Below are 22,138 nucleotides of genomic sequence, written 5' to 3'. Positions count from 1 at the left end.
CCCGCCCGGCTCAGGCGCGCCGGTAGAGGCTGCGGGACACGTAGCTCGTCACCTCCGCCGCGCGCAGCGCGCACAGCTCGGCCTTGAGGGAGCGCGCCTCGGCGATCTCCGGCGCGGCGTCCGGCGGGCCGTCCGGCGCGAGCGCGAGCACGTCCACGACGTGCAGGGCCTCCTGGACGCGTCCGGCGTCGCGCAGCTCGCGGGCCTTCGCGAGGACGGCCGCCTTGTCGGCGACCGCGTCCGCGACGGCCGCGGCGGCGGCGTCCGGCGGCGCCGGGTGCAGGCTGGTCGGGTTGCCGTCCCACCAGCCCGTCTCCGAACGGACGATGTCGCGGACGATGAACTCGCGGTGCCCGTACGTCTCGCGCATCCACGGCACGTCGAACAGCTCCGCCGGGTACTCCAGGTCGTGCAGGATCTCCACGGCCGACATGCCGCGGTTGAGCCGTTCGACGGTCTCGGCGCGCAGCCAGCGCAGCGCCGCGGCCGTGCCGGTGAGCACCCGCCCGATGCCCTCCCGGCGCACCGGCCCGAACTCCGGGACCAGCACCGCCGGGTCGAGCGCCGCGAGCCGGTCGAGGGTGTCGGCCCAGCGGACGGCGTCGCGCAGCGTCCGCAGCGGGGTGCCGATGTTGGGGATCGAGTCGATGACGGCGGCGCCGGCGTACAGGATCCGCTCGTCCGGGAGCCACACGGCCGTCGCGTCGTCGGTCTCCGACGGCGCCTCGATCAGCCGGACGGTGCGGTCGCGGCCCGCGTGCAGGGTGAGCGTGCCGGTGTACGTCGCGTCCGGGAAGGTCAGCGGCGGAACGGGCGGCAGCGCGTCCTTCGGCCGCCGGAACTGCATGGCGTTGATGTGGTTCTGCAACCCGGCCGTCTCGATGTAGCGGCGGTAGCGGCGGACGACGTTGGCGTGCGCGACGATCGTCGGCCTCGGGTCGCCGCGCCGTTCCGCGTCCTCCAGGAACGCGGGCACGCCGTAGTTGTAGCCGAGGTGGCCGTGGCTGTAGACGATCCAGCGCAGCGGCGCGCCGGTGTGCTCGCGCAGCGCGGCCAGCACCTCCGGCACGCGCGCCCGCGAGGCGCCGGTGTCGACCAGCAGCAGGCCCCGCCCGGTCTCGACGGCGAACCCGTTGCCCTGCACGCCCACCGAGTACACGCCGGGCGCGACGGGCTCCACGCCGCCCTTCGCCTTGAGCGGCCCTCCGAGTTCGGTGTCCTGAACGGTCAAGGTCTCTCCCTCCTACAGCCCGAGGCGGCGCGCGTCGCGCTCGGGGTCGATGGTCAGCATGCCGACGGCGCCGCAGACGACGAGGATCGCGGCGGCGGTCAGGTAGGCGTGCTCGAAGCCCGCCGCGCGGGTGGCGGCGGCGTCGATGATCCGGCCGGTGACGGCCGGGGCGGCCACCCCGCTGAACGTGACGATCGCGACGGTGGTGGCCAGCACCGACCCGCGCCGCCGCGCCGGGACGATCTGCGAGGTGGTCAGCAGCGTCAGCGGGAAGATCACGTTGGGCAGCCCGAACGCGACGGTCAGCAGCGGGATCTTCCACCCGGACGGCGCGTACTGGAGGGCGACCACGCAGAGGCCCGCCGCCACGACGAGCGCGCCGCCGACGATCCCGCGCGCGGCGCGGCCCGACGCCCCGCGCCGCATCCACACGCCGCCGAGCCAGGGCACCACCAGCAGGACGACCGCGCCGAACAGGCTCGGCAGCACGATGATCCGCCCGGTCTCGGACGCGCTGTGCCCGAGCACCTTCTCCAGGTAGGCGGGCAGCCAGGCGCCGTGCAGGGCGAGGCTCCAGTAGCCGCCGATGCCCGCGACCAGCCCGCCGATCCACGTCCGGTTGAGGAACAGCCTGCGGTACGGAATGTCCGGCTCCGCGAGGGCGCCGGCGTCCGCGCGGGTCTCCGCGCGGGCGTCCGCGTCCGGGCTCTCGGGGGCGGCGCCGGTGAGGGGGCCCTCGCGGCCGATGACCGTCCACAGCGCCACCCAGACCAGTCCGGCGGCGGCGAGCGTGACGAACGCCGACCGCCAGCCGTGGTGGCGGATCATGTAGACGAGGACGGGCGAGGCGATCGCGAGGCCGAGCGCGCCGCCCATCTGGGTGAGGGCGGTCGGCACCGAGCGACGGTCCTCCGGGAACCACTTCTGGACGGCGTGCACGGTCATCGGCGACGTCGGGCCCTCCGCCGCGCCGAGCGCGATCCGGCTGGCGTACAGCATCGGCACGCTCGCCGCGATGAGCAGCGGCAGCGAGGTCACCGACCACAGGAACGCGAGGACGCCGAGGATCCAGGTCGTCCGCACCCGGTTGGACAGCAAGCCCACGATGACGCCGGACAGGCTGAACAGCAGGTAGAAGCTGCTCGCGATCGTGCCGTACTCCCCGGAGCTGAGGCCCAGCTCGTCCATGATCGGAACGCTCGCCAGGCCGAGCACGGCCTTGTCGGCGAAGTTGATCACCATGAGCGCGACCATCATCGCGGTGACCGCCCAGGCGCGCCCGCCGGGGCGGTAGGGGTTCGCGAGGGCCCCGGCGGGGCCGTCGCCGGGGCCGTCGCCGGGCTGGGGGAGCGCGCGGACGCGCGGGGTTCGCGGAGCTGACAACGTGGCCTCCATCCGGCGCGGCCTGCGGCGCGCCCTGCGTGGATGTAAGCCCAGCGATTAGCGTTACGTCAATGTCTCGGCGGAAGTTTCTTAGCGTTCCGTTAAATGGCCGGAGGGCGGAGTGACCGGGAAACGCCTGGTGGGGACGTGGGTCAGGGCCGGGCGGCGGGCGCGGTCTCGCGGGCCGGACCGTCCCCGGGAGCGGCGCCGGACGCGCCGGCGCGGGCCGCGGACGGGCCGTCGAGGCCCGACAGGGCGTGCGCGACCAGGTCGGTGACGCGCTCGTCCAGTTCCCGGACGCCCACGCCGAACTCCTTGGCCAGCCGGTTGCGCGTCAGCACGTAGCCCTGGGCGAGCGCCACCATGACAGCGTGCATCGCGACGGTGTCGGCGCCCGCCGCGACCGCGCCCTCCTCCTGGTCGCGCCGCAGCACGTCCTGCGTGCGGTCGCGCTCGGGCATCATCCGGATCCGGGTGTCGCCGTCGAGCTGGAGCAGCGCCGCCAGCCGTACGGAGGACGAGTGCCGGATCGACCCCTTCAGCACCTGCCGCACCCGCTCACCGAACGGCGTCGCCCGGTCCCTGATCCGGATGTGCGTCGAGCGCTCCCGGGCGTTGCGGCGCAGCGCCGACCGCAGCAGGTCGCGGCGCGAGCCGAAGTAGTGGTAGACGAGCCCGCGGTTGACCCCGGCCAGGTCGGCGACCTCGCGCAGGTTGAGGCCGCTCAGCACGCCGTCGCGCTCGATCAGCTCCAGCGCCGCCTCCTCCAGCGTGCGGGCCGTCAGCTCGGCGTCCATCGAGGGGCCGGACGGCTTGGCGCGCTGGGGCATGAGGGGCTCCCGAGGTGGGCCGGTGGTGACAGGGGCCATCCTAGTCCGTTAACGTTCCGCTAAACGTCCTCAACTTTCGCGCGAGTGCGTTAACTGTCCGGCGGGGCGAGGCCGGAGGCGAGCCTCGCCGGACAGATCGCGAAGCGATGCAGCACTCGCAAAGCAACGGCTAGGTGTGAGCCCTAGGCGAGCGCCGTAGGCCGGGGCTTCAAAAATGCAGCCAGGCTCGTTCCTTGAGGGAGGTGGTGTCGGTGGCCTGGGCGCCCTGGTCGGAGAACGTCCACAGGGTGTCGCCGACGAGCAGCGACCGTTGCACGGAGGTGCCGAAGTCGCTGCCCGGGTGCCGGACCGAGCCGAGCCGCTTCACGCGGTCGCCCTCGACCTTGAGCACGAGGGCCTCGCCGCGGGTGGCGTTGTGCCGTGACACGGGCACGACCGTCAGGCCGTTCCGGGGCCAGTACAGGAACGCGTGCGGCTCGAACTCGGCCGCGGCCGACGAGGCCGGCAGGCGGTAGCCGTCGAGCTTGCGCGGCGCGGCGTTCACGTCGAACAGCGACACCTGCGTGCCGCGCGTCCGGCCGCCTCCGTCCGCCTCCTGCCCGACGCCGATGAGCCGTCCGGGGGAGGCGGGGTGCAGGTACGCGGAGTAGCCGGTGATCTTGAGTTCGCCGGTGACGCGGGGCTTCGCCGGGTCCTTGAGGTCCACCGCGTACAGCGGATCGACCTGCCGGAACGTCACGACGTACGCGGCCGGGCCGAGGAAGCGCACCGAGTAGATCCGCTCGCCCTTGCCGAGCCCGCCGATCTCCCCGATCCGCTCCAGCCGCGCCCCGCGCCGCGCGAGCACGCGGACCGCGCTCTCGGTGCGGGCCGCGGGGTCGTTGCTCGTCGCGGTGTCCGGGCCGCCGCGCGGCGAGACCGCCGGCGTGGTGGTCGTGGCGATGCGCAGGTTCCCGCCGTACTCCGACAGCGAGTACTGGTTGAGCAGGACGCCCGGCACCGAGCCCGACGCCACGTACCGGGGGCGCTCGGCCCCCGCAGGTCGAACCTGTGCACGTCGGTGCGCTGCTCGGCCGGGCGCGGGTCGGTGCGCCGCTCGTCCCAGGCCGGCGCCTGCGGCGGAACGCCCGTGACGTACAGGGACGATCCCGTGCCGTACACCGTCTGCCCGTCGGCCGCGACGGCCACCGGCGACGGGTCGCCGAGCCCGCGCGACAGGTCGAACGTCAGCACGCTGAGCATCGTCGTCCCGGTGTAGGAGGCGGGACGGCTGATCCGGTCGCAGGGCGTCCGGTACGTCTTACCGCCGACCGTGAACGCGGGCCGCCACGCGTCGAGCGGCGCCTTGCGGACGAGCTCGCGGTTGCGGTCGACGGCCCGCCGCTCGCCCGCGCCCTCCTTGGGCGGCGTGGACTGCGCGGGGAAGTCGATGCGCGGCGTCGAGCGGACGACCACGCGCGCCACCGACCCGGTCTGGCGCGCGTCCACGTACGCCGCGTCGGTGGTCATCGACGCGGCGACCTTGGGGGCGCCGGAGAGGTCGACCAGCGTCAGCCGGGTCTGCGGCCGTTGCGGCCGGGGCCCGGCGGCGGGGACGTCCCCTCCCGGCATGGGCCTCGCGTCCAGGAGGCGCGGCGCCTCGGGCGTCAGGACGAGCGCCCGGTCGCCGCTGAGGAGGAGCTGGTCGTCGCCGCCGACGAACGCCGGTCCGCCCGGCGCCCCGTCGGGGCCGCCGTCCGCCCGCGGCAGTGTCAGCGTGTGGACGACCTTGCGGGACGCCGCGTCGATGACCTGGAGGCGTCCGCGCGCGAGCGCGACGATCCGGCGGCCGTCCGTCTTGACCAGGTCGGGCTCGTCGGCGCTCGCCTCGTGCGCGTTGGTGCCGGAGTGCGCGGGCGCCTGCGCGGCGGAGCCTTCGCCGGACGCGGCGTCGGGGCCGGGCGCGGCGGCGGGCGTCTTGGCGCGGGCCGGACCGTCCTCGGCGAGGCCGGAGTACAGGCCGGGAGCGCCGATGCCGTACGGCCCGACCTGCTTGGCGGTCGCGTCGCGCAGGCCGGACAGCACGTCGTCGCAGCCGTCGTACGCCACCAGCCGCATCGGGGGAGCGCCGGCGGCGCCGGATCCGCCGCCGTCGCCCGCCCCCGAGCAGCCGGCGAGCAGGAGTGCGGTGACTGCCGGAGCGATGGGGGTGAGGGTGCGGGCACGCATGCGCCTTGGACGCCGGAACGGCCGGCGAGGTTCCGATGATTCGGAAATTTCCTGTTATGCCCGGTCGGTGTCCCCGTCCTTCGCCGCGCCCGCGCCGTTCCCGGCATCGCCATCCTTCCCGGCGCCGCCGTCCTTCCCGGCGCCGCCGTCCTTCCCGGCGTCGCGTTCCTCGGCGCGGCGCTTCTTCTCGTGCTTGGCGATCAGCCCGTCGATCTGGACGCTCAGCTTCGAGCCGAGCGGCCAGCCCGCGTAGTGGGTCAGGAAGATCCCGATCTCGCGGAGCTCGTCCGGCGACAGCTCCCCGTTGCCGAGGGCCGCCGGGATCTGGATGTCGAGCACGTCGTTCAGGCCCTGGCCCGCGAGCATCCCGATCAGCAGCAGGCGCCGGTCGCGCAGGCTCAGCCCCGGACGCGTCCAGATGTCGCCGAACAGGTGGTCGACCGTGATGCCGAAGAAGTCGCCGGGCGCGTCGCCGACCTCCCAGCCGTACACCCGGCGCATCATCTCCAGGCCGCGCGCGCGTCGCTCATCCATCGGCGCGCTCCCCCTCTCCCGCCAGGCCGAGGCCGGCGGCGAGGCGGCCCAGCGCGAGCCGGGCGAACGGCGCGTCCACGCCGAGGCTCTCCGCGAGGTCGAGCGCGAGGGACAGGTCCTTCTCCCCGAGATCGCGGACGTGCCGCAGGATCGCGTACAGCTCGTCGTCCGGCTCCACCGGCGCCGTCGTGGACCTCAGCATGATCGACCCCGCCCCGCCGGTGATCGCGTCGGTGTGCCGGACGATCCGCCCGAGCTTGCGCAGCGACACCCCCGACGCCTCGGCCAGCCGCTGCGCCTCCGCCGCGGCGGAGAACGCCGCGAAGTGCAGCAGGTTGCGGGCCAGCTTCGTGCGCGTCCCCGCGCCCACCGGCCCCATGTGCAGCACCAGGTCCGCCCACGCCCCGAACGGCTCGCGGCAGCGCTCGAACGCCTCGTCCGACCCGCCCGCCATGACCGCGAGCGTCCCCGCGCTCGCCCCCATGAACCCGCCGCTCACCGGCGCGTCCACCACCTCGATCCCGTACGGGCGGGCGCGTTCGGCCAGCTCCTCCGCCGTGCGGACGCCGATCGTGGAGTGCACCGCGAGGACCGTGCCCGGCCGCGCGGACGCCAGCACCTCCGCCGCCACCTCGTTCACCTGCGCGTCGTCGCGGACCATCACCGACACCAGCCCGGCGCTCGCGGCGACCTCCGCGACGCTCCGCGCGGCCCGCGCGCCCGCCTTCACCAGCGGCGCGGCGGCCTCGGCGCGCGTGTCGTAGACGACCAGGCCGCGGTCCACCAGGTGCGCGGCCATCGGCGCGCCCATCTGCCCGAGCCCGACGAACCCCACGGTCCGGGCGGACCCCGCTCGGTCGGCGCTCATGACCGGAACACCTCCCCGCCGTCCACGTTGAAGATCTGCCCCGTCACCCACGCCGCGTCGTCCGACAGCAGGAACAGGCACGCCCCGACGAGATCCTCGGGCGTGCCCATCCGCTTCAGCGCCATCCGGTCGCGGACGATCTTCTGCGACATGCCGCCCGGGACGACCGTCCGGTTGGCCTCGGTGTCGATCGGTCCGGGCGCGATCGCGTTCACCCTGATGCCCATGCCGCCGAGCTCGTGCGCGAGCTGCTGCGTCAGCCCGTTCACCCCGACCTTGGCGAGGCCGTAGAAGCCGGAGTACTGCCACGCCGCCGTGGACGACTGGTTGACGATCGACCCGCCGCCCCGCGCCGCCATGTGCGCGTGGACGGCCCGCGCGCACAGCAGCGCGCCGTCCATGTTCACCGCCATGAACCTCTTGTAGTAGTCCCAGTCCACCGTGAACAGGAAGTCCAGCTTCATCGTCCCGAAGATCGCGGCGTTGTTGACCAGGTGGTCGATGCCGCCGAACCGGTCCACGGCCGCCTCCGCCATGGCCTGCACCGACGCCGGGTCCGACACGTCCGTCCGGACGAACAGGCCCTCGACCTCGTCCGCCACGGCCCGCCCGCGCTCGTCCACGTCCGCGACGACCACCGACGCGCCCTCCGCCGCGAGCGCCCGCGCGTACGCCTCGCCGATCCCGCCCGCCGCCCCCGTGACGACCGCGACCTTCCCCTCGAACCGCCCGCTCATACGCTCCGTCCTCCGGTCGCCTGCGGGCGCTTTTCGGCGCCGCCTTCCCTCGTCGCTCCTTCGTCGCTCCTCAGTCCAGGCGACGCCGCGCCCTCCGGCTCCCTCATATGCCCTGTCCTCCGGTCGCCTGCGGGCGCTCTTTGGCGCCGCCTTCCCTCGTCGCTCCTTCGTCGCTCCTCAGTCCAGGCGACGCCGCGCCCTCCGGCTCCCTCATATGCCCTCCGCGATCGCCTTGGTCTCCAGGTACTCCTCGAAGCCGGCCACGCCCATCTCGCGGCCGACGCCCGACTGCTTGTAGCCGCCGAACGGGACGTCCGCGCCGTACCAGACGCCGCCGTTCACGCTGACCGTGCCGGTGCGCAGCCGCGCCGCGACCGCCCGCGCCCGCGCGGGGTCGCCGGCGTGCACGGCGCCCGACAGGCCGTACGGCGAGTCGTTCGCGATCCGCACCGCGTCGTCGTCGCCGTCGTGGGGCAGCAGCACCAGCACCGGCCCGAAGATCTCCTCGCGCGCCGTGCGGCTCTCGTTGGTCAGCCCGGTGATCAGCGTCGGCTCGATCCAGAAGCCGCGGTCGCGGTCCGCGGGGCGTCCGCCGCCGCACGCGAACGAGCCGCCCTCCTCCAGCGCCAGCCTCAGGTAGCCCTCGATCCGGTCGCGCTGCCGCGCCGAGACGACGGGCCCGCAGATCGTCCCGCCGTCCTGCGGGTCGCCCGGGCCGAGCTTGCGCAGCGTCCGCGCGGTGATCTCGGCCGCCTCGTCGTACCGCTCGCGCGGGACGAGCAGCCGCGTGGTGATCGCGCACCCCTGCCCGGCGTGGGTGACCCCGGCGAACGCGGCGTACGAGCACGCGGCGCGCAGGTCCGCGTCGTCCAGCACGATGAACGCCGACTTGCCGCCGAGCTCCAGGAACACCCGCTTCACCGTCGCGGCGGCGGACGCCATCACCGCGCGCCCGGTCGCGGTCGAGCCGGTGAACGACACCAGGTCCACGCGCGGGTCCTCGACCAGCCGCGCGCCGAGCGCGTGGTCGGACGAGGTGACCACGTTGACGACCCCGGGCGGGATGTCGGTCTCCTCGGCGATCAGCGTTCCGAGCACGGCCGCGCACCAGGGCGTGTCGGGCGCGGGCTTCAGCACCACGGTGTTCCCGGCGGCGAGCGCGGGCCCGAGCTTGGCCAGGTTGATCTGGTGCGGGAAGTTCCAGGGCGTGATCGCGCCGACGACGCCGACCGGCTCCCGGGTCACGCGCCGCAGGCTCGGCATCCCCATCGGCTCGGCGCGGCCGAGGTCGCGCTCCCACACGTACGACTCGGCGAGGTCGGCGAACCACCCGAGGTCGGCGACGGGCGCGTCGAGCTGCGCGCCGGAGGTCAGGAAGCGCGGCGCGCCCGCCTCGCGGATCGTCAGCTCGCGGATCTCGTCCGCGTGCCGGGTCAGCGCGTCGCGGAGCTGCCGCAGGCAGCGCACCCGCAGCGGCACGTCGGTCGCCCACGCCGAGGCGTCGAACGCCCGGCGGGCGGCGCCGACGGCGTCGTCGAGGTCGGCGGCGGTCGCGTCGGCGGCGTGGCCGAGCGTCTCGCCGGTCGCGGGGTCGAGGGTCGCGAACGTGCCGCCGTCCCGCGCGGCGCACGTCCGTCCGTCCAGCAGGAGGGGGGAGGGATCGGCGAGCAAGCGATCGGTTGTTCTGGACACGTGTCCAGACTACAGTTCAGGGCATGACGGAACGCAAGCCCCGTGAGGACTATTCGGGCGACTTCGACCCCGACTTCCGCTTCGAGGACCTGTCCAGGGAGGCGCTGGTCCGCCTCGTCCGCGAGTACGCGCTGATCGTCCACCTGCTCGACCGCTCCACCCTGATCGCCGTCGGCATGCGCTACGGCCAGCGCGTCGTCGAGGAGATCGCGATCGAGGAGTGGAAGGGCGCGAGCCCCGTCTACACCGAGCGCGTCCGGCAGATCATGAACATCGAGGGGGACGGCGTCTCGGCGATCTTCAAGTGCCTCCAGCTCGACCCCGGGTTCGCCCAGCACTACATGGACGTCGAGTACGAGCTGGTCTCCGAGACGCACGGGTTCTTCCAGCTCCGCTCGTGCGGCGCGCTGCTGGACGTCGAGCCGTTCGGCGAGCGGTCCATCAAGGGCATGTGCCACACCATCGAGGACGGCACGTTCGACATCACCGCCCAGGCCGTGAACCCGAAGGCGCGCGTCCGCCCCGTCCACCGGCCGCCGCGCGTCCCGGCCGGACGCGTCCCGCACTGCCGGTGGGAGGTCGTCATCGACGACGACACCGAGGTGCTGCCCGAGGCCGACATCACGCGGATGACCCGGGGCACCACCGCCGCCACGTACAGCTTCCCCGCCATGCGCGACGGCACGCCGCACGTCCCCGCCCGCTGATCCGCCGCGCGCCCGTCCCCGGGAGCCTGCCTCGCGCGCTCCCGCGGACGGGGCGCGCCGCGAACCGGCGCGGCCGGGCTTACCGGGGGTAAGCTCCGGCGGGTGGACGTACAGGACGGGGACGCGCTGACGGACGTGTTCCGGGCCGACTGCCCGGGGCGCGAGGTGTTCGACCACATCGCCGGGCGCTGGGGGATGCTGATCCTCGTCGCGCTGTCGGACGGGCCGCTGCGCTTCTACATGCTGCGCGACCGGATCGGCGGGATCAGCGAGAAGATGCTCTCCCAGACCCTCCGCACGCTCACCCGCGACGGCCTCATCGACCGCGAGGTCGAGCCGACGATCCCGCCCAAGGTCTCCTACAGCCTCACCCCGGTGGGCCGCGACCTCGCCGGTTCCCTCCAGAAGCTCGTGAACGTCATCCGCTCCAAGGTCCCGGCGATCGTCGAGTCGCAGCGCCGTTACGACGCGGACCCCGGCCGCTGAACGAGGCGTCCGGACCAGGCGTCCGGACCAGGCGTCCGGACGAGCCGGGCCGCGCCGGAACGCGTCAGAACGCCGGCAGGACCGCCTCCGCGTGGCGGGTCTCGTTGGCCGCGGCGTCGCGGTCGCTCAGCGACCACTGCTCGATCACCGAACGGCGCGCCGCGCGCAGCGCCTCCTGGGGCGTCTCGGCGATCTCCCTCGCCAGTTCGAGCGCGGCCGGCAGGGCCTCGCCCTCGGCGGTCAGGCGCGTGACCAGCCCGATCCGTTCGGCCTCGGCGGCGGGGACGCGGCGCGCGGTGAGCAGGATGTCCAGCGCGCGGGCGTGGCCGACCAGGCGGGGCAGCCGGACGGTGCCCGAGTCCATGCACGGCAGGCCCCGCCGCAGGTTGAGCGCGCCGAACTCGGCCGTCGCGGACGCCACGCGCAGGTCGCACCAGAGCGCCAGCTCGAAGCCGCCGCCGAAGCAGTAGCCCTCCACCGCCGCGATCACCGGCTTGCCGAGCGCGGTGCGGGTGACGTTCATCGGGGGAGCGGTCTCGGTCGGGACGGGGAAGTCGCCCGCCGCCATCGCCTTGAGGTCGTTGCCCGCGCAGAACGTCCCGCCCGCGCCGGTCAGCACCGCCACCTTCGCCTCGGGATCGCTCTCGAACGCGGCGAACGCGTCGCCGAGGGCGCGCGCCATCGGCCCGTCCACGGCGTTGCGGCGTTCGGGCCGGTCGATCGTGACGACGTGGACGGGCCCCTCGCGCTCGGTCCGTACGGGCATGGCGCCTCCTCGGATGGATAGATCGATCGTCATAATCTAGATAGATCGCTCTAGCTGGCGCAAGGGCTAGGGTGGCGGGATGGCGAAGGACACGCGGACGCGCCTGCTGGAGGCGAGCGCGCAGCTCTTCCGCGAGCAGGGGTACTCCGGGACGGGCCTCAAGCAGATCACCGCGGCGGGCGGCGCGCCCTGGGGCTCGCTCTACCACTTCTTCCCCGGCGGCAAGGAGCATCTCGGCGCGGAGGCGGTCGCGCACTCGGGCGCGCGCTACCTCAAGCTGTTCGACCGGGTGTTCGCGCAGGCGGACGCGGAGGTCGTGCGGTCGGTGCGCGACTTCTTCCACCTCAGCGTCGACGCCCTGGAACGGTCGGGGTGGGGCGACGGCTGCCCCATCGCGACCGTGGCGCTGGAGGTCGCGAGCACGAGCGAGCCGTTGCGGCACGCGTGCGCCGAGGTGTTCGCCGCGTGGGAGGCGTCGATCGCGCGGCGGCTCGCGTCCGCCGGGATCGCCGAGGACCGGGCCGCCGAGCTGGCCGTGTACGTGCTCGCGGCGTTCGAGGGCGCGATCGTCCTCAGCCGCACGGCGCACGACACCCGGCCGCTGCGCGTCACGGCCGACGTCGTCGCGGCCACCCTGACCGCGGAACTCCCCGCCCAACGGTGACCGCGCCTGGGTGGTGACGGTGCGTGGACGGGGGCGGTGCCTGCCGGGTGGCCTTCGTCGGCCAGTGATGAGGCTCACCTGCGGGGTCTGTTGTCGGGTGACAAGGCGCGCGGTACTTTCTGGACAAATCGTCAATAGTCGTTCGCCCGGCGGCTCCGCACCGCCGCCGTGCGCCGCCCCGCCCCCACCCCCCGCCGGCGCGCACCAGGAGGAGAAGGCCCCATGCCCGTAGAGATCTCCGAGCCGGAGAACCTCGTCCTCCAGGCCCGGGACGTGCGCTTCGACTGGTCGGAGCTGCCGCTGCACTGGATTCCCGGCGATCCCGTGGCGACCCACCTCATCAACGTGCTGCACATGCTGCTGCCGCGGGCGAGGAGTGGTTCGTCAAGGTCTTCAAGCAGGCCGTCCCGTACATCAAGGACGACGCGCTGCGCGACGACGTGCTCGGCTTCATCGGGCAGGAGGCGATGCACGCGGCGTCCCACGACGGGGTGCTCGACCACTTCGTCGAGCAGGGGCTGGACGTCCGGCCGTTCGTGCGGCAGGTGGAGTTCGTGTTCGAGGGGCTGCTCGGCGACCGGGACCTCACCGGCGACCGCGCGCGGGCCTGGCTGTTCGAGCGGATCTGCATCATCGCGGCGATCGAGCACTTCACCGGCGTGCTCGGCGACTGGATCCTCAACGCCGGCGCGCTGGACGAGGCGGGCGCCGACCCGACGATGATGGACCTGCTGCGCTGGCACGGCGCCGAGGAGGTCGAGCACCGGCACGTCGCGCACGACCTCTACATGCACCTGGACGGCTCGTACGCCAACCGGCTGCGCGCCATGGCCGAGACGATCACCGCGCTCGCCGCGCTGTGGCAGCGCGGGCACCGGTTCCTGATGGCCCGCGACCCGGTCGTGCGCGGACGGATCAAGGGCGGGCTGCACCACCTGCGCCGCACCGGCCCGGCCGGGCTCACCCCCGACGGCCGCATGGTCGCCGCGTCCGTGCGCCGCTACCTCAGGCGGAGCTACAGCCCGCTGCACGAGGGCTCGACGGCGCAGGCCGTCGCGTACCTGGCCTCGTCCCCGGCGGCGCGGGCGGCGCTGCGGTGAGCGCGATCCCGCCCGACCTGCGGGGCCGCCGCGCCCGCGACCCGTTCTGGGTCGCCGTCAACACGGTGTTCAACGGCATCCAGCGGGTCCGCTCGCTGCGCGCGCCGCACCTGCCCGCCGTCCGGCCCGTCGACCGGACCCTGGCGCTGGTGGTGCGGGAGGCGCGGCGCGAGGCCGGCGACGTGGTGAGCCTCGTCCTCGGCGCCCCGGACGGACGGGCGCTGCCCGCCTGGCAGCCCGGCTGCCACCTCGACGTGCTGCTGCCGTCCGGACGCCGCCGCCAGTACTCGCTGTGCGGCGACCCCCGCGACCGGCGCTCGTACCGGATCGCGGTACGGCGCCTGCCCGCGGGCGGCGGCGGATCGGTCGAGATGCACGAGGCGTACCGCGAAGGGTCCGCGATCACCGTGCAGGGGCCGCGGAACGCGTTCCCGTTCCTCGCCCGCGACCGGTACCTGTTCGTCGCGGGCGGCATCGGGATCACCCCGATCCTGCCGATGGTCCGCGCCGCCGAACGGGCCGGCGCCGACTGGCGGTTCGTCTACGCCGGGCGCGACCGGGCGTCCATGCCGTTCCTGGACGAGGTCGGCGCGCTCCCGGCGGAGCGCGTCACCGTCCGCGCCGACGACGAGCGCGGCGGCGCGCCCCGCGCGGACGAGCTGCTGGCGGGCGCGGCGCCCGGCGCGGCCGTGTACTGCTGCGGGCCCGCGCCGATGATCGACGGCGTGCGCGCCGCGTTCGGCGACGGCGACGGCCGCGGCGCCACCCTGCACTACGAGCGGTTCGCGCCGGCGCCGATCACCGACGGCAGGCCGTTCGAGGTGGAGCTCGGACGCGGCGGGCCGGTGCTGCCGGTGCCCGCCGACCGGTCCGCGCTCGACGTGATCAGGGAGCGGAGGCCGGACGTGGCGTACTCCTGCCGCCAGGGCTTCTGCGGAACGTGCCGTACCGCCGTGCTGGCCGGCGACGTCGACCAGCGCGCCGCGCCGGACGCGGGCGCCGACGGCTCCATGCTGGTCTGCGTCTCGCGGGCGCGCGGCGGGCGGATCACGCTCGACCTCTGAGGCGCGCCGCGGCGCGCGGGCCCCGGCCGACGAGCCGTCCCCCGGCCGACGAGCCGTCCCCGGGACGCGACCCGGCGTCCCCTCCGGTTGTGCCACGCTTGGGGGGTTTCATCCCAGCCTCCGAGGAGATCCCGCGCCGTGCCGGAGACACCGCATCCCGCCCTGCCCGACCGCATCGGCCCGTACCTGGTGGTCGACCGGCTCGGCGAGGGCGGCATGGGGACGGTCTACGCGGGCCTGGACGGGACGGGCCGGAAGGTCGCGATCAAGGTGATCCGGCGCGAGCACGCGGCGGACCGGCAGTACCGGGCGCGGTTCCAGGCCGAGGTCGCCGCCGCCCAGCGGGTCCGCCCGTTCTGCACCGCGCCGGTCCTGGACGCCGACCCGTCCGCCGACCCGCCGTACCTGGTGACCGAGTTCGTCAACGGCCTCAGCCTGGACGAGACCGTCGCCAAGGAGGGCGCGCTGCGCGGCGCCGACCTGGAGGCCGTCGCGGTCGGGATCGCGACGGCGCTGACGGCGATCCACGACGCGGGCGTCGTGCACCGCGACCTGAAGCCCGGGAACGTGCTGCTGTCCGGCTACGGCCCCCGGGTGATCGACTTCGGCATCGCCCGGTCGCTGGACGGCACCCGGCTGACCGCGACCGGCGGCCTCGTCGGCACCCCGGCGTTCATGGCGCCCGAGCAGCTCAGCGGGCAGGGCGCGACCGCGGCGTCCGACGTGTTCGCCTGGGGCGCCACCGTCGCGTTCGCCGCGCGGGGCGACTCGGTCTTCGGCGGCGACTCGCTGCCCGCGATCATGCACCGGATCCTCAGCGGCGAGCCCGACCTCGGCGCGCTGGACGGCACGCTGCTGGAGGTCGTCCGCGCCGCCCTCGCCAAGGACCCGGCGCGCCGCCCGACCGCCCAGGCGGTGCTCGACCGCCTCATCTCCAGCGGCGCCCGGCCCCGCACGGCCGTGCCCGCTCCCGCTCCCTCCCCGGGCCCGGCGACGCCGCCGCCCTCGCGGGCCGTCCCGAAGCAGCCCGCACAGCCGTCGCAGGCGTCCCAGGCGGGGGAGCGGGCCGGGCAGGCGGGGCAGGCCGAGTCGCCGGTCGAACGGCAGTACCGGCAGGCGGCGGAGGCGGGCGACCCCGCCGCCATGCGTAACCTCGGCATCCTGCTCAGCCAGAGCGGCCGGATGGCCGAGGCGGAGGTCTGGTACCGGCACGCCGCGGCGGTGGCCGCGTCGCAGGCCCAGGCCCAGGCGTCGCACGGGCCGCACGGGTCGCATCAGGCGTACGGGCAGGCCGCCGCGGGCTACGGCGGGTACGCCACGCACGGCGGGTACGGCGCGGCGACGCAGGGCCAGGGCGCGCACGCGGGCCATCCGGCGCACGCCGCGCCGTACGGCAAGCCGAAGTTCAACAGCGCGGCGGTCTACGCGCTGACGTTCGGGCTGGTCGGGCTGGTCACCTGCGGGCTGCCGTCCATCCCGGCGATCGTCGCGGGGCACATCGCGTGGGCGCAGGTGCGGCGCACCGGGCAGCGGGGGCTCGGCTTCGCCGCGACCGGGATCGCGCTCGGCTGGGTGATGGTCGCGTTCTGGGCCCTCGTCGGGCTCGGCTACCTCCTGCCGGACGACTCGTCCGGCTCGTCCACGGACCCGTCCTCGTCCACCGCGCGGCCGTTCGAGAACTGACCGGCGGTCGGGCGATAAATGCGTTGCGACGGCTTTCGGGCGGATGGCACGGTAGGTGACGTCGGCCCGTCCGAGGGGACGGAGCGAACGACACGGACGCCGAGAGGAGGACTGGCCATGGAACGGCCCGGCTATCGACTGCCCTCGGCGTCACCCGCCCGCCGCACCGGCCGGTACTTCCTCTCCTAGGAGCGCCCCGCCCGAGCCGCCGCGAGTGACGCCACCTCCTCCCGCGCCTTGCGCGCACGCGGCTCTATCCCAACGGCAGAGGACTGTCGCTCAGAACGGCAGAAGTCCGGGTTCGAATCCCGGGAGTCGCACGATGCCCCCGTCGCCCAATTGGCAGAGGCGCCTGGTTGAGGGCCAGGAATGGTGCAGGTTCAAGTCCTGCCGGGGGTACGGCGCGGGCCCGCGTGCCGGGGACGGTGCGGGCCCGCGTATCGCGGTACGGCGCGGGCCCGTTCGTCACGGGCCCGCGCCCTGGGGGCGGCGCCGACGTCGGAGAGTCGGGTCTGCCTGTAAAGCAGTTGCCTCGCGCTGAGTGGGTTCGAATCCCACCCGCCCCACACCGTCCGCTCCACGCCGCCCGCTCCGTACCGCCCGTTCCGCGTGCTACGGCTTACGGAGCAGGCCGCCGTACTCGTACAGGCGCCGGTTGAGCCTGGTCGCGCCGACGTAGGCCGACAGTTCCTCGGGCGCGGGGCGCAGCGGCGGCTGGTCCGGGTCGGGCCGCCAGTCGAGCAGGTTGACCAGGCCGGGCTCGACCGGCTCCAGGCCGGGGAAGAGCGCGTCGAACTCGGCCGGCGTGCGGGTCTGCCACGGGATGCCGTCGTCGCTGATCTGCCTGCTCATCGCCCGGCCGCGCTCGCCGTCCTCGCACACGACCTGGGACGCGCCGACGTAGCTTCCGGAGACGGCCCGGTCGGCCACCGCCATCAGGACCGAGCGCGGGTCGCCGAACCCGCCGGTGTCGGGCAGGTGGTGGACGACCGAGAGGAACAGCGTCGCGACCGGCTCGGTCCAGTCGATCAGGTCCCTGAACGACGGGTCGTCCATGACCGCCCGCTGGTCGCGCATGTCGGCGGCGATCACGGCGGTGTTGGCGTTCTGCGCGAGCAGGGACCGGCCGTGCACGAGGACGATCGGATCGATGTCGACGTAGACGACGCGCGCGTCGGGAGCGAGGCGCTGGGCCACCTGGTGGACGTTGTCGTCGGTCGGGAGCCCGCAGCCCATGTCGACGAACTGCCGGATCCCCGCCTCCTCCACCAGGTACCGGACGAGCCGGTAGAGGAACTGGCGGTTCTGCCGGGCGATGTCGACGCACTCGGGGAAGCCCTGGACGGTCTTCAGGATGAACTCGCGGTCGATCGCGTAGTTGTCCTTGCCGCCCAGCATCCAGCCGTACGCGCGCGCGGAGGTCGGCACGTCGGAGGGGACGGCGGTCTCTGATCGGTCTGCGTTGCCCATGGCGCTCCCGTGTCGTGGCGCGGCCCGCCCGGCTCGGGGAGGGGCGGCGGGCCGTCGGTGGAACGTTACCGCCCGCCGACTCCGCTGTGTCGATCTTTGTCGGAACGCCCGGTCCCCTCGATGAGGGCGAGCGCGCCCGCGACGCCCATCAGCAGTCCGGCGACGGTGGTGAACGTGTGGACCGCCGCTCCGAAGCCCTCGCCTCCGGCGCCGAACAGGCCCCAGGAGAACAGCGCGCCGGCGCCGGTCCAGGCGGCGGTGAGCGGCCCCCGGAGGCTCCCGCGGCCCCACCGGTGGACGAGGGCGAGGATCCCGGCGGCGGCGACGAACGCCAGCGTCCCGCCGACGAACACGAACGTCCGCTGGGCGGCGGTCTCGAAGGCGGCGTCGCCGCCGAGCCGCCCGCCGGTGACGGCCCAGGCGATCTGGACCGCGCCGGACAGGACGGCGACGGCGGCGGACCCGTTGGCGAACAGCACCTGGAGCGGGTGCGTGAGGCCCTTCGGCAGGTCGCGGGTGCGCAGCTCGAACAGCTCGGGCCAGCGGGTCCGCGCGTGCAGGGTGAACGCGGCGAGCAGCAGGACCGCCTGGAGGACGAACCCGCCGTAGACCACGGCGAACACCCAGGTGTGCAGCGCGTCGCCGTCCCCGGAGGCGGGGACGGGCGAGCCGCCGGCGATCGCCTGGACGAGCAGGCCGAGCGGCAGCCCCACCGCGAACGGCGCGAGCAGCCCGGTGCCCACCCAGATCGGCACGAGGACGAGCCAGGCGGGGATCCGCCGCCCCCACCGGTAGGTGAACGCGAGGGCGACGGCGGCCCCGGCCAGGTCCATCGCCGCGGTGACGACGTTGGCGGCCACGACACTGCCCTCGTGCATCTCGCCGCGGTCGGCGCCGGTCAGGCCGACGTTCCCGCCGGCGATCCAGATGGCCTTGAGCGTGAGGTACGGGACGCACACCGCGACCGCGGCCCAGCAGATCGCCAGCCGGACGCGCCACAGGCGGCGGTCGGCCGGCGCGTGCCGTCCAGCCGGCGAGGACAGGGAGAGGGTCATGCGGTCCAGCGTCTTGCGCGCGGCGTTCCGGTGCCTCCCGCCGGAAGGGGAGCCGGTTCCCCTGTACGGGTGATTGCCGGGGAGCCGGCGGGAGGAGCCGGGAGGAGCCGAGGCCCGCGCGCTTGCGCTCGGCCGTCCGGCTTGGTAAATATTTCGAGCCCAAGTATTTTCAAGTCAAGCTATCGAGGTGAGGGCGTGCGGGACGACCGCGCCGCGGCGCTGCGGGTCGGCGTGCTCGGGCACGGGGCCATCGGCGCGAAGGTCGCCGGGCTGCTGCGCAGGGGCGAGGTGCCCGGCGCGGAGCTGGCCGGGGTGGCGGTGCGCGGCGACGCGCCCGTGCCGATGCGGGCGCGCGGCGTCCGGGAGCTGGTCGGGGCCAGCGACGTCGTCGTGGAGGCCGCGGGGCAGCGGGCCCTGTGGGACCACGGCGCCGAGATCCTCGACGCGGGCCGCGACCTGGTCGCGGTGTCGGTGGGCGCGCTCGCCGACGACGGCCTGTTCCGCGGCCTGACCCGGCCCCGCGCGGGCCGGCTGCTGGTGTGCCAGGGCGCCCTCGGCGGCCTGGACGTGGTGCGCGCCGCCGCGCTCGGCGGCCCGCTCACCTGCGTGCGGCTGACCTCGTCGAAGCCGCCCGCCTCGCTCGTCCAGCCCTGGATGGACGACGGTCTCGCGGCGCGGCTGCGGGCCCTGCGGCCCGGCGACGAGCCCGTCGCCGTCCACGACGGGTCCGCGCGGGAGGCCGCGACGCGGTTCCCCCGCAACGCGAACGTGGCGGCCACGCTGGCCCTCGCCGCGGGCGACTGGTCCGCCGTGCGGGTCCGGCTGGTGGCCGACCCGGCGGCGGTGCTGACCCGGCACGTCGTGGAGTTCCGCGGACGGGTCGGGGAGTACCGCTTCGAGCTGGCCAACCACCCCGACCCCGGCAACCCGGCCACCAGCGGCCTGGTCGCGTACGCGGTCGCGCGCACGCTCGCCGACCTCGTCCCCGGCACCGCCTGGAGGGTCGCGTGAACGCCGGAGGCGCCGAGGCTCCGGGCGCGCACGTCACCGACACCGGCGGGACGGGGGCGCCCGTCCTGTGCCTGCACGGGATCGGGTCCTCGGGCGGCGCGTTCGACGCCGTCACGCCGCTGCTCGCGGACGGCCTGCGGATCATCGCCTGGGACGCGCCCGGCTACGGCGCCTCGCCCGACCCCGCCGGCCCGCCCGGCATGGACGGCTACGCCGACGCGGCCGTCGCCGTCCTCGACCGGCTCGGCCTGTGCCGCGCGCACGTCCTCGGCGTCTCGTGGGGCGGCGTCATCGCGACCAGGATCGCCCTGCGCCATCCCGGACGGCTCCGCGCGCTCGTCCTCGCCGACTCCACCCGCGGGTCCGGAGCCGACCCGGCCAAGGCCGCCGCGATGCGTTCCCGCGCCGCCGAGCTGGACGAGCACGGACCCGAGGCGTTCGCCGCCGGGCGCGCGAAGCGGCTGCTGTCGCCCGCCGCGCCGCCGGAGGCCGTCGAACGGGTCGCCGCCGCGATGGCCGCCGCGATCCGGCTCCCCGGCCACGGGTACGCGGCCGAGTCCATGGCCGAGACCGACCACGGGCCGCGGCTCGGCGAGGTCCGCGCCCCCGCCCTCGTCGTGGTCGGCGACCGCGACGCCGTCTGCCCGCCCGAGGAGTCCCGGCGCCTCGCCGCCGGGATCCCGGGCGCCCGCTACGCCGAGATCCCCGGCGCCGGGCACCTGTCCAACCAGGAACGGCCGGAGGCGTTCGCCGCCGCCGTACGCGAATTCCTAGAGGAGAACCCATGACCAGCGACACCGCCACCACCGATCTGGACGCTTTGATCGACTCCTGCGTCGCCTCCAAGGACAGCCGCAAGGAGGACTGGGACACCCTGGCGTTCCAGGCGAAGGCGGGCGAGGAGTTCCGCCGCGCGCAGATCCGCTACATCGGGTCCGGCGCGACCGGGAACCACGAGAGCGACTCGCGGATCCTGCCGTCGGAGCACTTCACGTTCTCCAACATGCGGCTCCCGGTCGGCGGCGTCGGCCCCGAGCACACCCACCACGACGTCGAGGAGGCGTTCTTCGTCCTGGAGGGGGAGCTGGAGGTCACCGTGCACGACGTGGAGGACGGCACCAGGACCGCCAGCCGCGTCCTCGGCTACCGCGACCTGATCCGCGTCCCCGCGGGCGTGCCGCGCAGCCTGAGGAACGTGGGGGACGGCGAGGCGCTGTTCTGCGTCATCATCGGCGCGCAGAAGCCGCAGCTCCCGACCTACCCCGCCACGTCCCCGATGCACGGCGTCACCCGCGACTGAGAGCGTCCGGCCCCGCGAGCGCGCGCCAGGCGGCTCCGGGGGCCGGAGACCAACCGGAAAGGGAAAGGCGCCGGGACCGTCCGACTGGTCCCGGCGCCTTGGCGTGCGGCGGATGGTTCAGGGCGTGCGGCGGATGGTTCAGGGGATGAGCACGTACTTGCTGACGCCGCCCGCGCCGAACCGCTCGTACGCCCCGGCGGCGTCCGCGAGCGGCACGGGGGTCGCGCGCACGACCTCGCCGATCGCGAGGCCGCCGCGCAGCACGGCGCTCGCGAGCTCGTCCAGGTAGCGGCGCGCGGGCGTCGCGCCCGCGCTGACGGTGATCGCCTTCGACCAGATCCCGCCGAGCCACAGCCCGAGCGCGGGCCGCGCCCCGGGCGGGCCCGCCGGGTACACGCCGGGGATCGCGACGGCGCCGCCCGGACGGACCACGCCCACCACGTCGTTCAGCGCGGCGGCGGGACGGACCTCGCCCGCTCCGCCCGCCCCCGCGCCCGCGACGGCCGCGTCGGACGCGCCGACGCAGTCGATCCCGGCGTCCACGTGCGGGACGCCGAGCACGTCGGCCACCATGTCCGGCAGCGCGCCCGCGCCCAGCAGGACGGTCTCGAAACCGGCCGAACGGGCGTGCTCCAGCCGCCCGGCGTTGAAGTCGCCGAGGATCACGGCCGCGGCGCCGAGCAGCCGGCAGGCCGCCGCGCACGCCAGCCCGACCGGCCCCGCGCCCGCGATGTAGACGGTGGAGCCGGGGCCGACGCGCGCGCCCTTCGCCGCGTGGTAGCCGGTCGGCAGCACGTCGCCCAGCAGCGCGACGTCCAGCAGCCGCTCCCGCGCCTGGTCGGCGTCGGGCAGCACGTACAGGTTGAAGTCCGCGTACGGGACGAGCGCGTGCTCGGCCTGGAGGCCCGCCCAGCCGCCGAACCCCTCGCCCATCCCGTACGTCGCGCCGGGCCGGGACGGGTTGGCCGCCAGGCAGTGCCCGGTGAGGCCGGCGCGGCAGTTCGCGCACCGGCCGCACGCCACGTTGAACGGCACGGCCACCACGTCGCCGGGACGGACCCGTTCGACGTCGCGGCCCACCTCGGTCACCACGCCGGTCAGCTCGTGCCCGAGGACCATGCCGGGCACCGCGCCGGGCCCGTGCAGGGTGTGCTGGTCGGAGCCGCACACGCAGGTCGCGAGCGTCCGGACGAGCACGCCGTGGTCGCAGCGCCGGGGGAGCACCCCCGGCGCCGCGCGCACGTCCAGCGACGGCATCGGCGCCTCGCCGACCCCGGCCCGTCCGGGCCCGGCGAAGACGACGGCGCGCTGCGTCCCCCCGGCGGCGGTCCCGCTCACAGCGACCCCGC

General features: G+C 75.0%; 20 protein-coding genes, 3 tRNA genes and 2 pseudogenes. 12 read left to right on the top strand and 13 right to left on the bottom strand.

What is annotated here, in order from left to right:
- Positions 1-10: 10 nt before the first annotated feature.
- From GEV43_RS04675 to GEV43_RS04640, 9 genes and pseudogenes are all read right to left on the bottom strand, one after another.
- The gene (locus GEV43_RS04675) at positions 11-1,231 is read right to left on the bottom strand and encodes an alkyl sulfatase dimerization domain-containing protein (protein ID WP_160819620.1); all 1,221 of its coding nucleotides are present in this window, start codon (positions 1,229-1,231) and stop codon (positions 11-13) included.
- A gap of 12 nt (positions 1,232-1,243) precedes the next feature.
- On the bottom strand, positions 1,244-2,614 hold the full coding sequence (locus tag GEV43_RS04670; RefSeq protein ID WP_160819619.1) for an MFS transporter: 1,371 nt from the start codon (positions 2,612-2,614) through the stop codon (positions 1,244-1,246).
- Positions 2,615-2,766: 152 nt separating this feature from the next.
- The gene (locus GEV43_RS04665) at positions 2,767-3,444 is read right to left on the bottom strand and encodes a TetR/AcrR family transcriptional regulator (RefSeq protein WP_160819618.1); all 678 of its coding nucleotides are present in this window, start codon (positions 3,442-3,444) and stop codon (positions 2,767-2,769) included.
- A 208-nt stretch (positions 3,445-3,652) separates the two neighbouring features.
- Positions 3,653-4,444 carry a beta-propeller domain-containing protein gene (locus tag GEV43_RS53180; protein ID WP_309239454.1) on the bottom strand — a complete coding sequence of 264 codons (792 nt, stop codon included), beginning with the start codon at positions 4,442-4,444 and terminating at the stop codon, positions 3,653-3,655.
- Between the two features lie 92 nt (positions 4,445-4,536).
- Positions 4,537-5,541: pseudogene (locus GEV43_RS53175) on the bottom strand (beta-propeller domain-containing protein); the annotation flags it as partial.
- Positions 5,542-5,706: 165 nt separating this feature from the next.
- Complete coding sequence (locus tag GEV43_RS04655; protein ID WP_160819617.1) at positions 5,707-6,186, bottom strand: carboxymuconolactone decarboxylase family protein; 480 nt, start codon at positions 6,184-6,186, stop codon at positions 5,707-5,709.
- On the bottom strand, positions 6,179-7,054 hold the full coding sequence (locus GEV43_RS04650) for an NAD(P)-dependent oxidoreductase (RefSeq protein WP_160819616.1): 876 nt from the start codon (positions 7,052-7,054) through the stop codon (positions 6,179-6,181). Before GEV43_RS04650 ends, GEV43_RS04655 begins: the two co-directional genes overlap by 8 nt.
- On the bottom strand, positions 7,051-7,791 hold the full coding sequence (locus GEV43_RS04645) for an SDR family oxidoreductase (protein ID WP_160819615.1): 741 nt from the start codon (positions 7,789-7,791) through the stop codon (positions 7,051-7,053). The genes GEV43_RS04650 and GEV43_RS04645 overlap by 4 nt, the downstream gene beginning before the upstream one ends.
- 210 nt (positions 7,792-8,001) lie before the next feature.
- Entirely contained in the window at positions 8,002-9,462 is a 1,461-nt protein-coding gene (locus tag GEV43_RS04640; protein WP_160824305.1) for an aldehyde dehydrogenase, read from the bottom strand.
- A 44-nt stretch (positions 9,463-9,506) separates the two neighbouring features.
- Here GEV43_RS04640 and GEV43_RS04635 point away from each other — a divergent pair, with 44 nt between their 5' ends.
- Both GEV43_RS04635 and GEV43_RS04630 read left to right on the top strand, forming a co-directional pair.
- Positions 9,507-10,190 carry a hypothetical protein gene (locus GEV43_RS04635; RefSeq protein ID WP_160819614.1) on the top strand — a complete coding sequence of 228 codons (684 nt, stop codon included), beginning with the start codon at positions 9,507-9,509 and terminating at the stop codon, positions 10,188-10,190.
- 102 nt (positions 10,191-10,292) lie between these two features.
- Positions 10,293-10,676, top strand: coding sequence for a helix-turn-helix domain-containing protein (locus GEV43_RS04630; protein WP_309239453.1), 384 nt, complete (start codon positions 10,293-10,295; stop codon positions 10,674-10,676).
- 64 nt (positions 10,677-10,740) lie between these two features.
- Here GEV43_RS04630 and GEV43_RS04625 read toward each other — a convergent pair whose 3' ends face one another.
- Positions 10,741-11,442 carry a crotonase/enoyl-CoA hydratase family protein gene (locus tag GEV43_RS04625; RefSeq protein WP_160819613.1) on the bottom strand — a complete coding sequence of 234 codons (702 nt, stop codon included), beginning with the start codon at positions 11,440-11,442 and terminating at the stop codon, positions 10,741-10,743.
- Positions 11,443-11,521: 79 nt separating this feature from the next.
- Between GEV43_RS04625 and GEV43_RS04620 the strand changes: the two genes are divergently transcribed.
- The 7 genes and pseudogenes from GEV43_RS04620 to GEV43_RS04590 all read left to right on the top strand — a co-directional run bounded on the left by GEV43_RS04620 (position 11,522) and on the right by GEV43_RS04590 (position 16,519).
- A complete protein-coding gene (locus GEV43_RS04620) occupies positions 11,522-12,106 on the top strand; it encodes a TetR/AcrR family transcriptional regulator (RefSeq protein WP_160819612.1) in 585 nt (194 codons plus the stop codon).
- Positions 12,107-12,328: 222 nt separating this feature from the next.
- Positions 12,329-13,206: pseudogene (locus GEV43_RS04615) on the top strand (metal-dependent hydrolase).
- Entirely contained in the window at positions 13,203-14,270 is a 1,068-nt protein-coding gene (locus GEV43_RS04610) for a PDR/VanB family oxidoreductase (RefSeq protein ID WP_160819611.1), read from the top strand. Before GEV43_RS04615 ends, GEV43_RS04610 begins: the two are co-directional and overlap by 4 nt.
- Positions 14,271-14,408: 138 nt before the next feature.
- Complete coding sequence (locus GEV43_RS04605; RefSeq protein ID WP_160819610.1) at positions 14,409-15,953, top strand: protein kinase; 1,545 nt, start codon at positions 14,409-14,411, stop codon at positions 15,951-15,953.
- Between the two features lie 247 nt (positions 15,954-16,200).
- A tRNA-Leu gene (locus tag GEV43_RS04600) sits at positions 16,201-16,273 on the top strand.
- Between the two features lie 4 nt (positions 16,274-16,277).
- Positions 16,278-16,352, top strand: a tRNA-Leu gene (locus GEV43_RS04595).
- Positions 16,353-16,436: 84 nt separating this feature from the next.
- Positions 16,437-16,519, top strand: a tRNA-Tyr gene (locus GEV43_RS04590).
- 46 nt (positions 16,520-16,565) lie between these two features.
- On the opposite strand, the gene GEV43_RS04585 is transcribed toward GEV43_RS04590, so the two are convergent.
- Positions 16,566-17,423 (bottom strand): SAM-dependent methyltransferase, encoded by an 858-nt coding sequence (locus GEV43_RS04585; RefSeq protein ID WP_160819609.1) that lies wholly within the window; start codon positions 17,421-17,423, stop codon positions 16,566-16,568.
- 65 nt (positions 17,424-17,488) lie between these two features.
- Positions 17,489-18,478, bottom strand: a complete 990-nt coding sequence (locus GEV43_RS04580; RefSeq protein ID WP_160819608.1) for a hypothetical protein — start codon at positions 18,476-18,478, stop codon at positions 17,489-17,491.
- A gap of 195 nt (positions 18,479-18,673) precedes the next feature.
- Here GEV43_RS04580 and GEV43_RS04575 point away from each other — a divergent pair, with 195 nt between their 5' ends.
- From GEV43_RS04575 to GEV43_RS04565, 3 genes are read left to right on the top strand one after another with little or no spacing between them, the layout of a single operon-like run.
- Positions 18,674-19,489 (top strand): aspartate dehydrogenase domain-containing protein, encoded by an 816-nt coding sequence (locus GEV43_RS04575; protein ID WP_309239452.1) that lies wholly within the window; start codon positions 18,674-18,676, stop codon positions 19,487-19,489.
- Positions 19,486-20,277, top strand: a complete 792-nt coding sequence (locus tag GEV43_RS04570; protein ID WP_160819607.1) for an alpha/beta fold hydrolase — start codon at positions 19,486-19,488, stop codon at positions 20,275-20,277. The genes GEV43_RS04575 and GEV43_RS04570 overlap by 4 nt, the downstream gene beginning before the upstream one ends.
- Positions 20,274-20,789 carry a cupin domain-containing protein gene (locus GEV43_RS04565; protein ID WP_160819606.1) on the top strand — a complete coding sequence of 172 codons (516 nt, stop codon included), beginning with the start codon at positions 20,274-20,276 and terminating at the stop codon, positions 20,787-20,789. Before GEV43_RS04570 ends, GEV43_RS04565 begins: the two co-directional genes overlap by 4 nt.
- A 138-nt stretch (positions 20,790-20,927) precedes the next feature.
- On the opposite strand, the gene GEV43_RS04560 is transcribed toward GEV43_RS04565, so the two are convergent.
- Positions 20,928-22,127, bottom strand: coding sequence for an alcohol dehydrogenase catalytic domain-containing protein (locus GEV43_RS04560; protein WP_160819605.1), 1,200 nt, complete (start codon positions 22,125-22,127; stop codon positions 20,928-20,930).
- Positions 22,128-22,138: the final 11 nt, after the last annotated feature.

The sequence above is a fragment of the Actinomadura sp. J1-007 genome (genome assembly GCF_009793335.1).
GTDB lineage: Bacteria > Actinomycetota > Actinomycetes > Streptosporangiales > Streptosporangiaceae > Spirillospora > Spirillospora yumaensis.
The sequence above is the reverse complement of the archived record's forward strand: the minus strand, read 5'-3'. Positions and strand labels throughout refer to the sequence as shown.

Coding starts and splice junctions, on each gene's coding strand:
- GEV43_RS04650 (WP_160819616.1), bottom strand. CDS start 7,054: ATGAGCGCCGACCGAGCGGGGTCCGCCCGGACCGTGGGGTTCGTCGGG.
- GEV43_RS04635 (WP_160819614.1), top strand. CDS start 9,507: ATGACGGAACGCAAGCCCCGTGAGGACTATTCGGGCGACTTCGACCCC.
- GEV43_RS04565 (WP_160819606.1), top strand. CDS start 20,274: ATGACCAGCGACACCGCCACCACCGATCTGGACGCTTTGATCGACTCC.
- GEV43_RS04580 (WP_160819608.1), bottom strand. CDS start 18,478: ATGACCCTCTCCCTGTCCTCGCCGGCTGGACGGCACGCGCCGGCCGAC.
- GEV43_RS04625 (WP_160819613.1), bottom strand. CDS start 11,442: ATGCCCGTACGGACCGAGCGCGAGGGGCCCGTCCACGTCGTCACGATC.
- GEV43_RS04645 (WP_160819615.1), bottom strand. CDS start 7,791: ATGAGCGGGCGGTTCGAGGGGAAGGTCGCGGTCGTCACGGGGGCGGCG.
- GEV43_RS04655 (WP_160819617.1), bottom strand. CDS start 6,186: ATGGATGAGCGACGCGCGCGCGGCCTGGAGATGATGCGCCGGGTGTAC.
- GEV43_RS04665 (WP_160819618.1), bottom strand. CDS start 3,444: ATGCCCCAGCGCGCCAAGCCGTCCGGCCCCTCGATGGACGCCGAGCTG.
- GEV43_RS04620 (WP_160819612.1), top strand. CDS start 11,522: ATGGCGAAGGACACGCGGACGCGCCTGCTGGAGGCGAGCGCGCAGCTC.
- GEV43_RS04585 (WP_160819609.1), bottom strand. CDS start 17,423: ATGGGCAACGCAGACCGATCAGAGACCGCCGTCCCCTCCGACGTGCCG.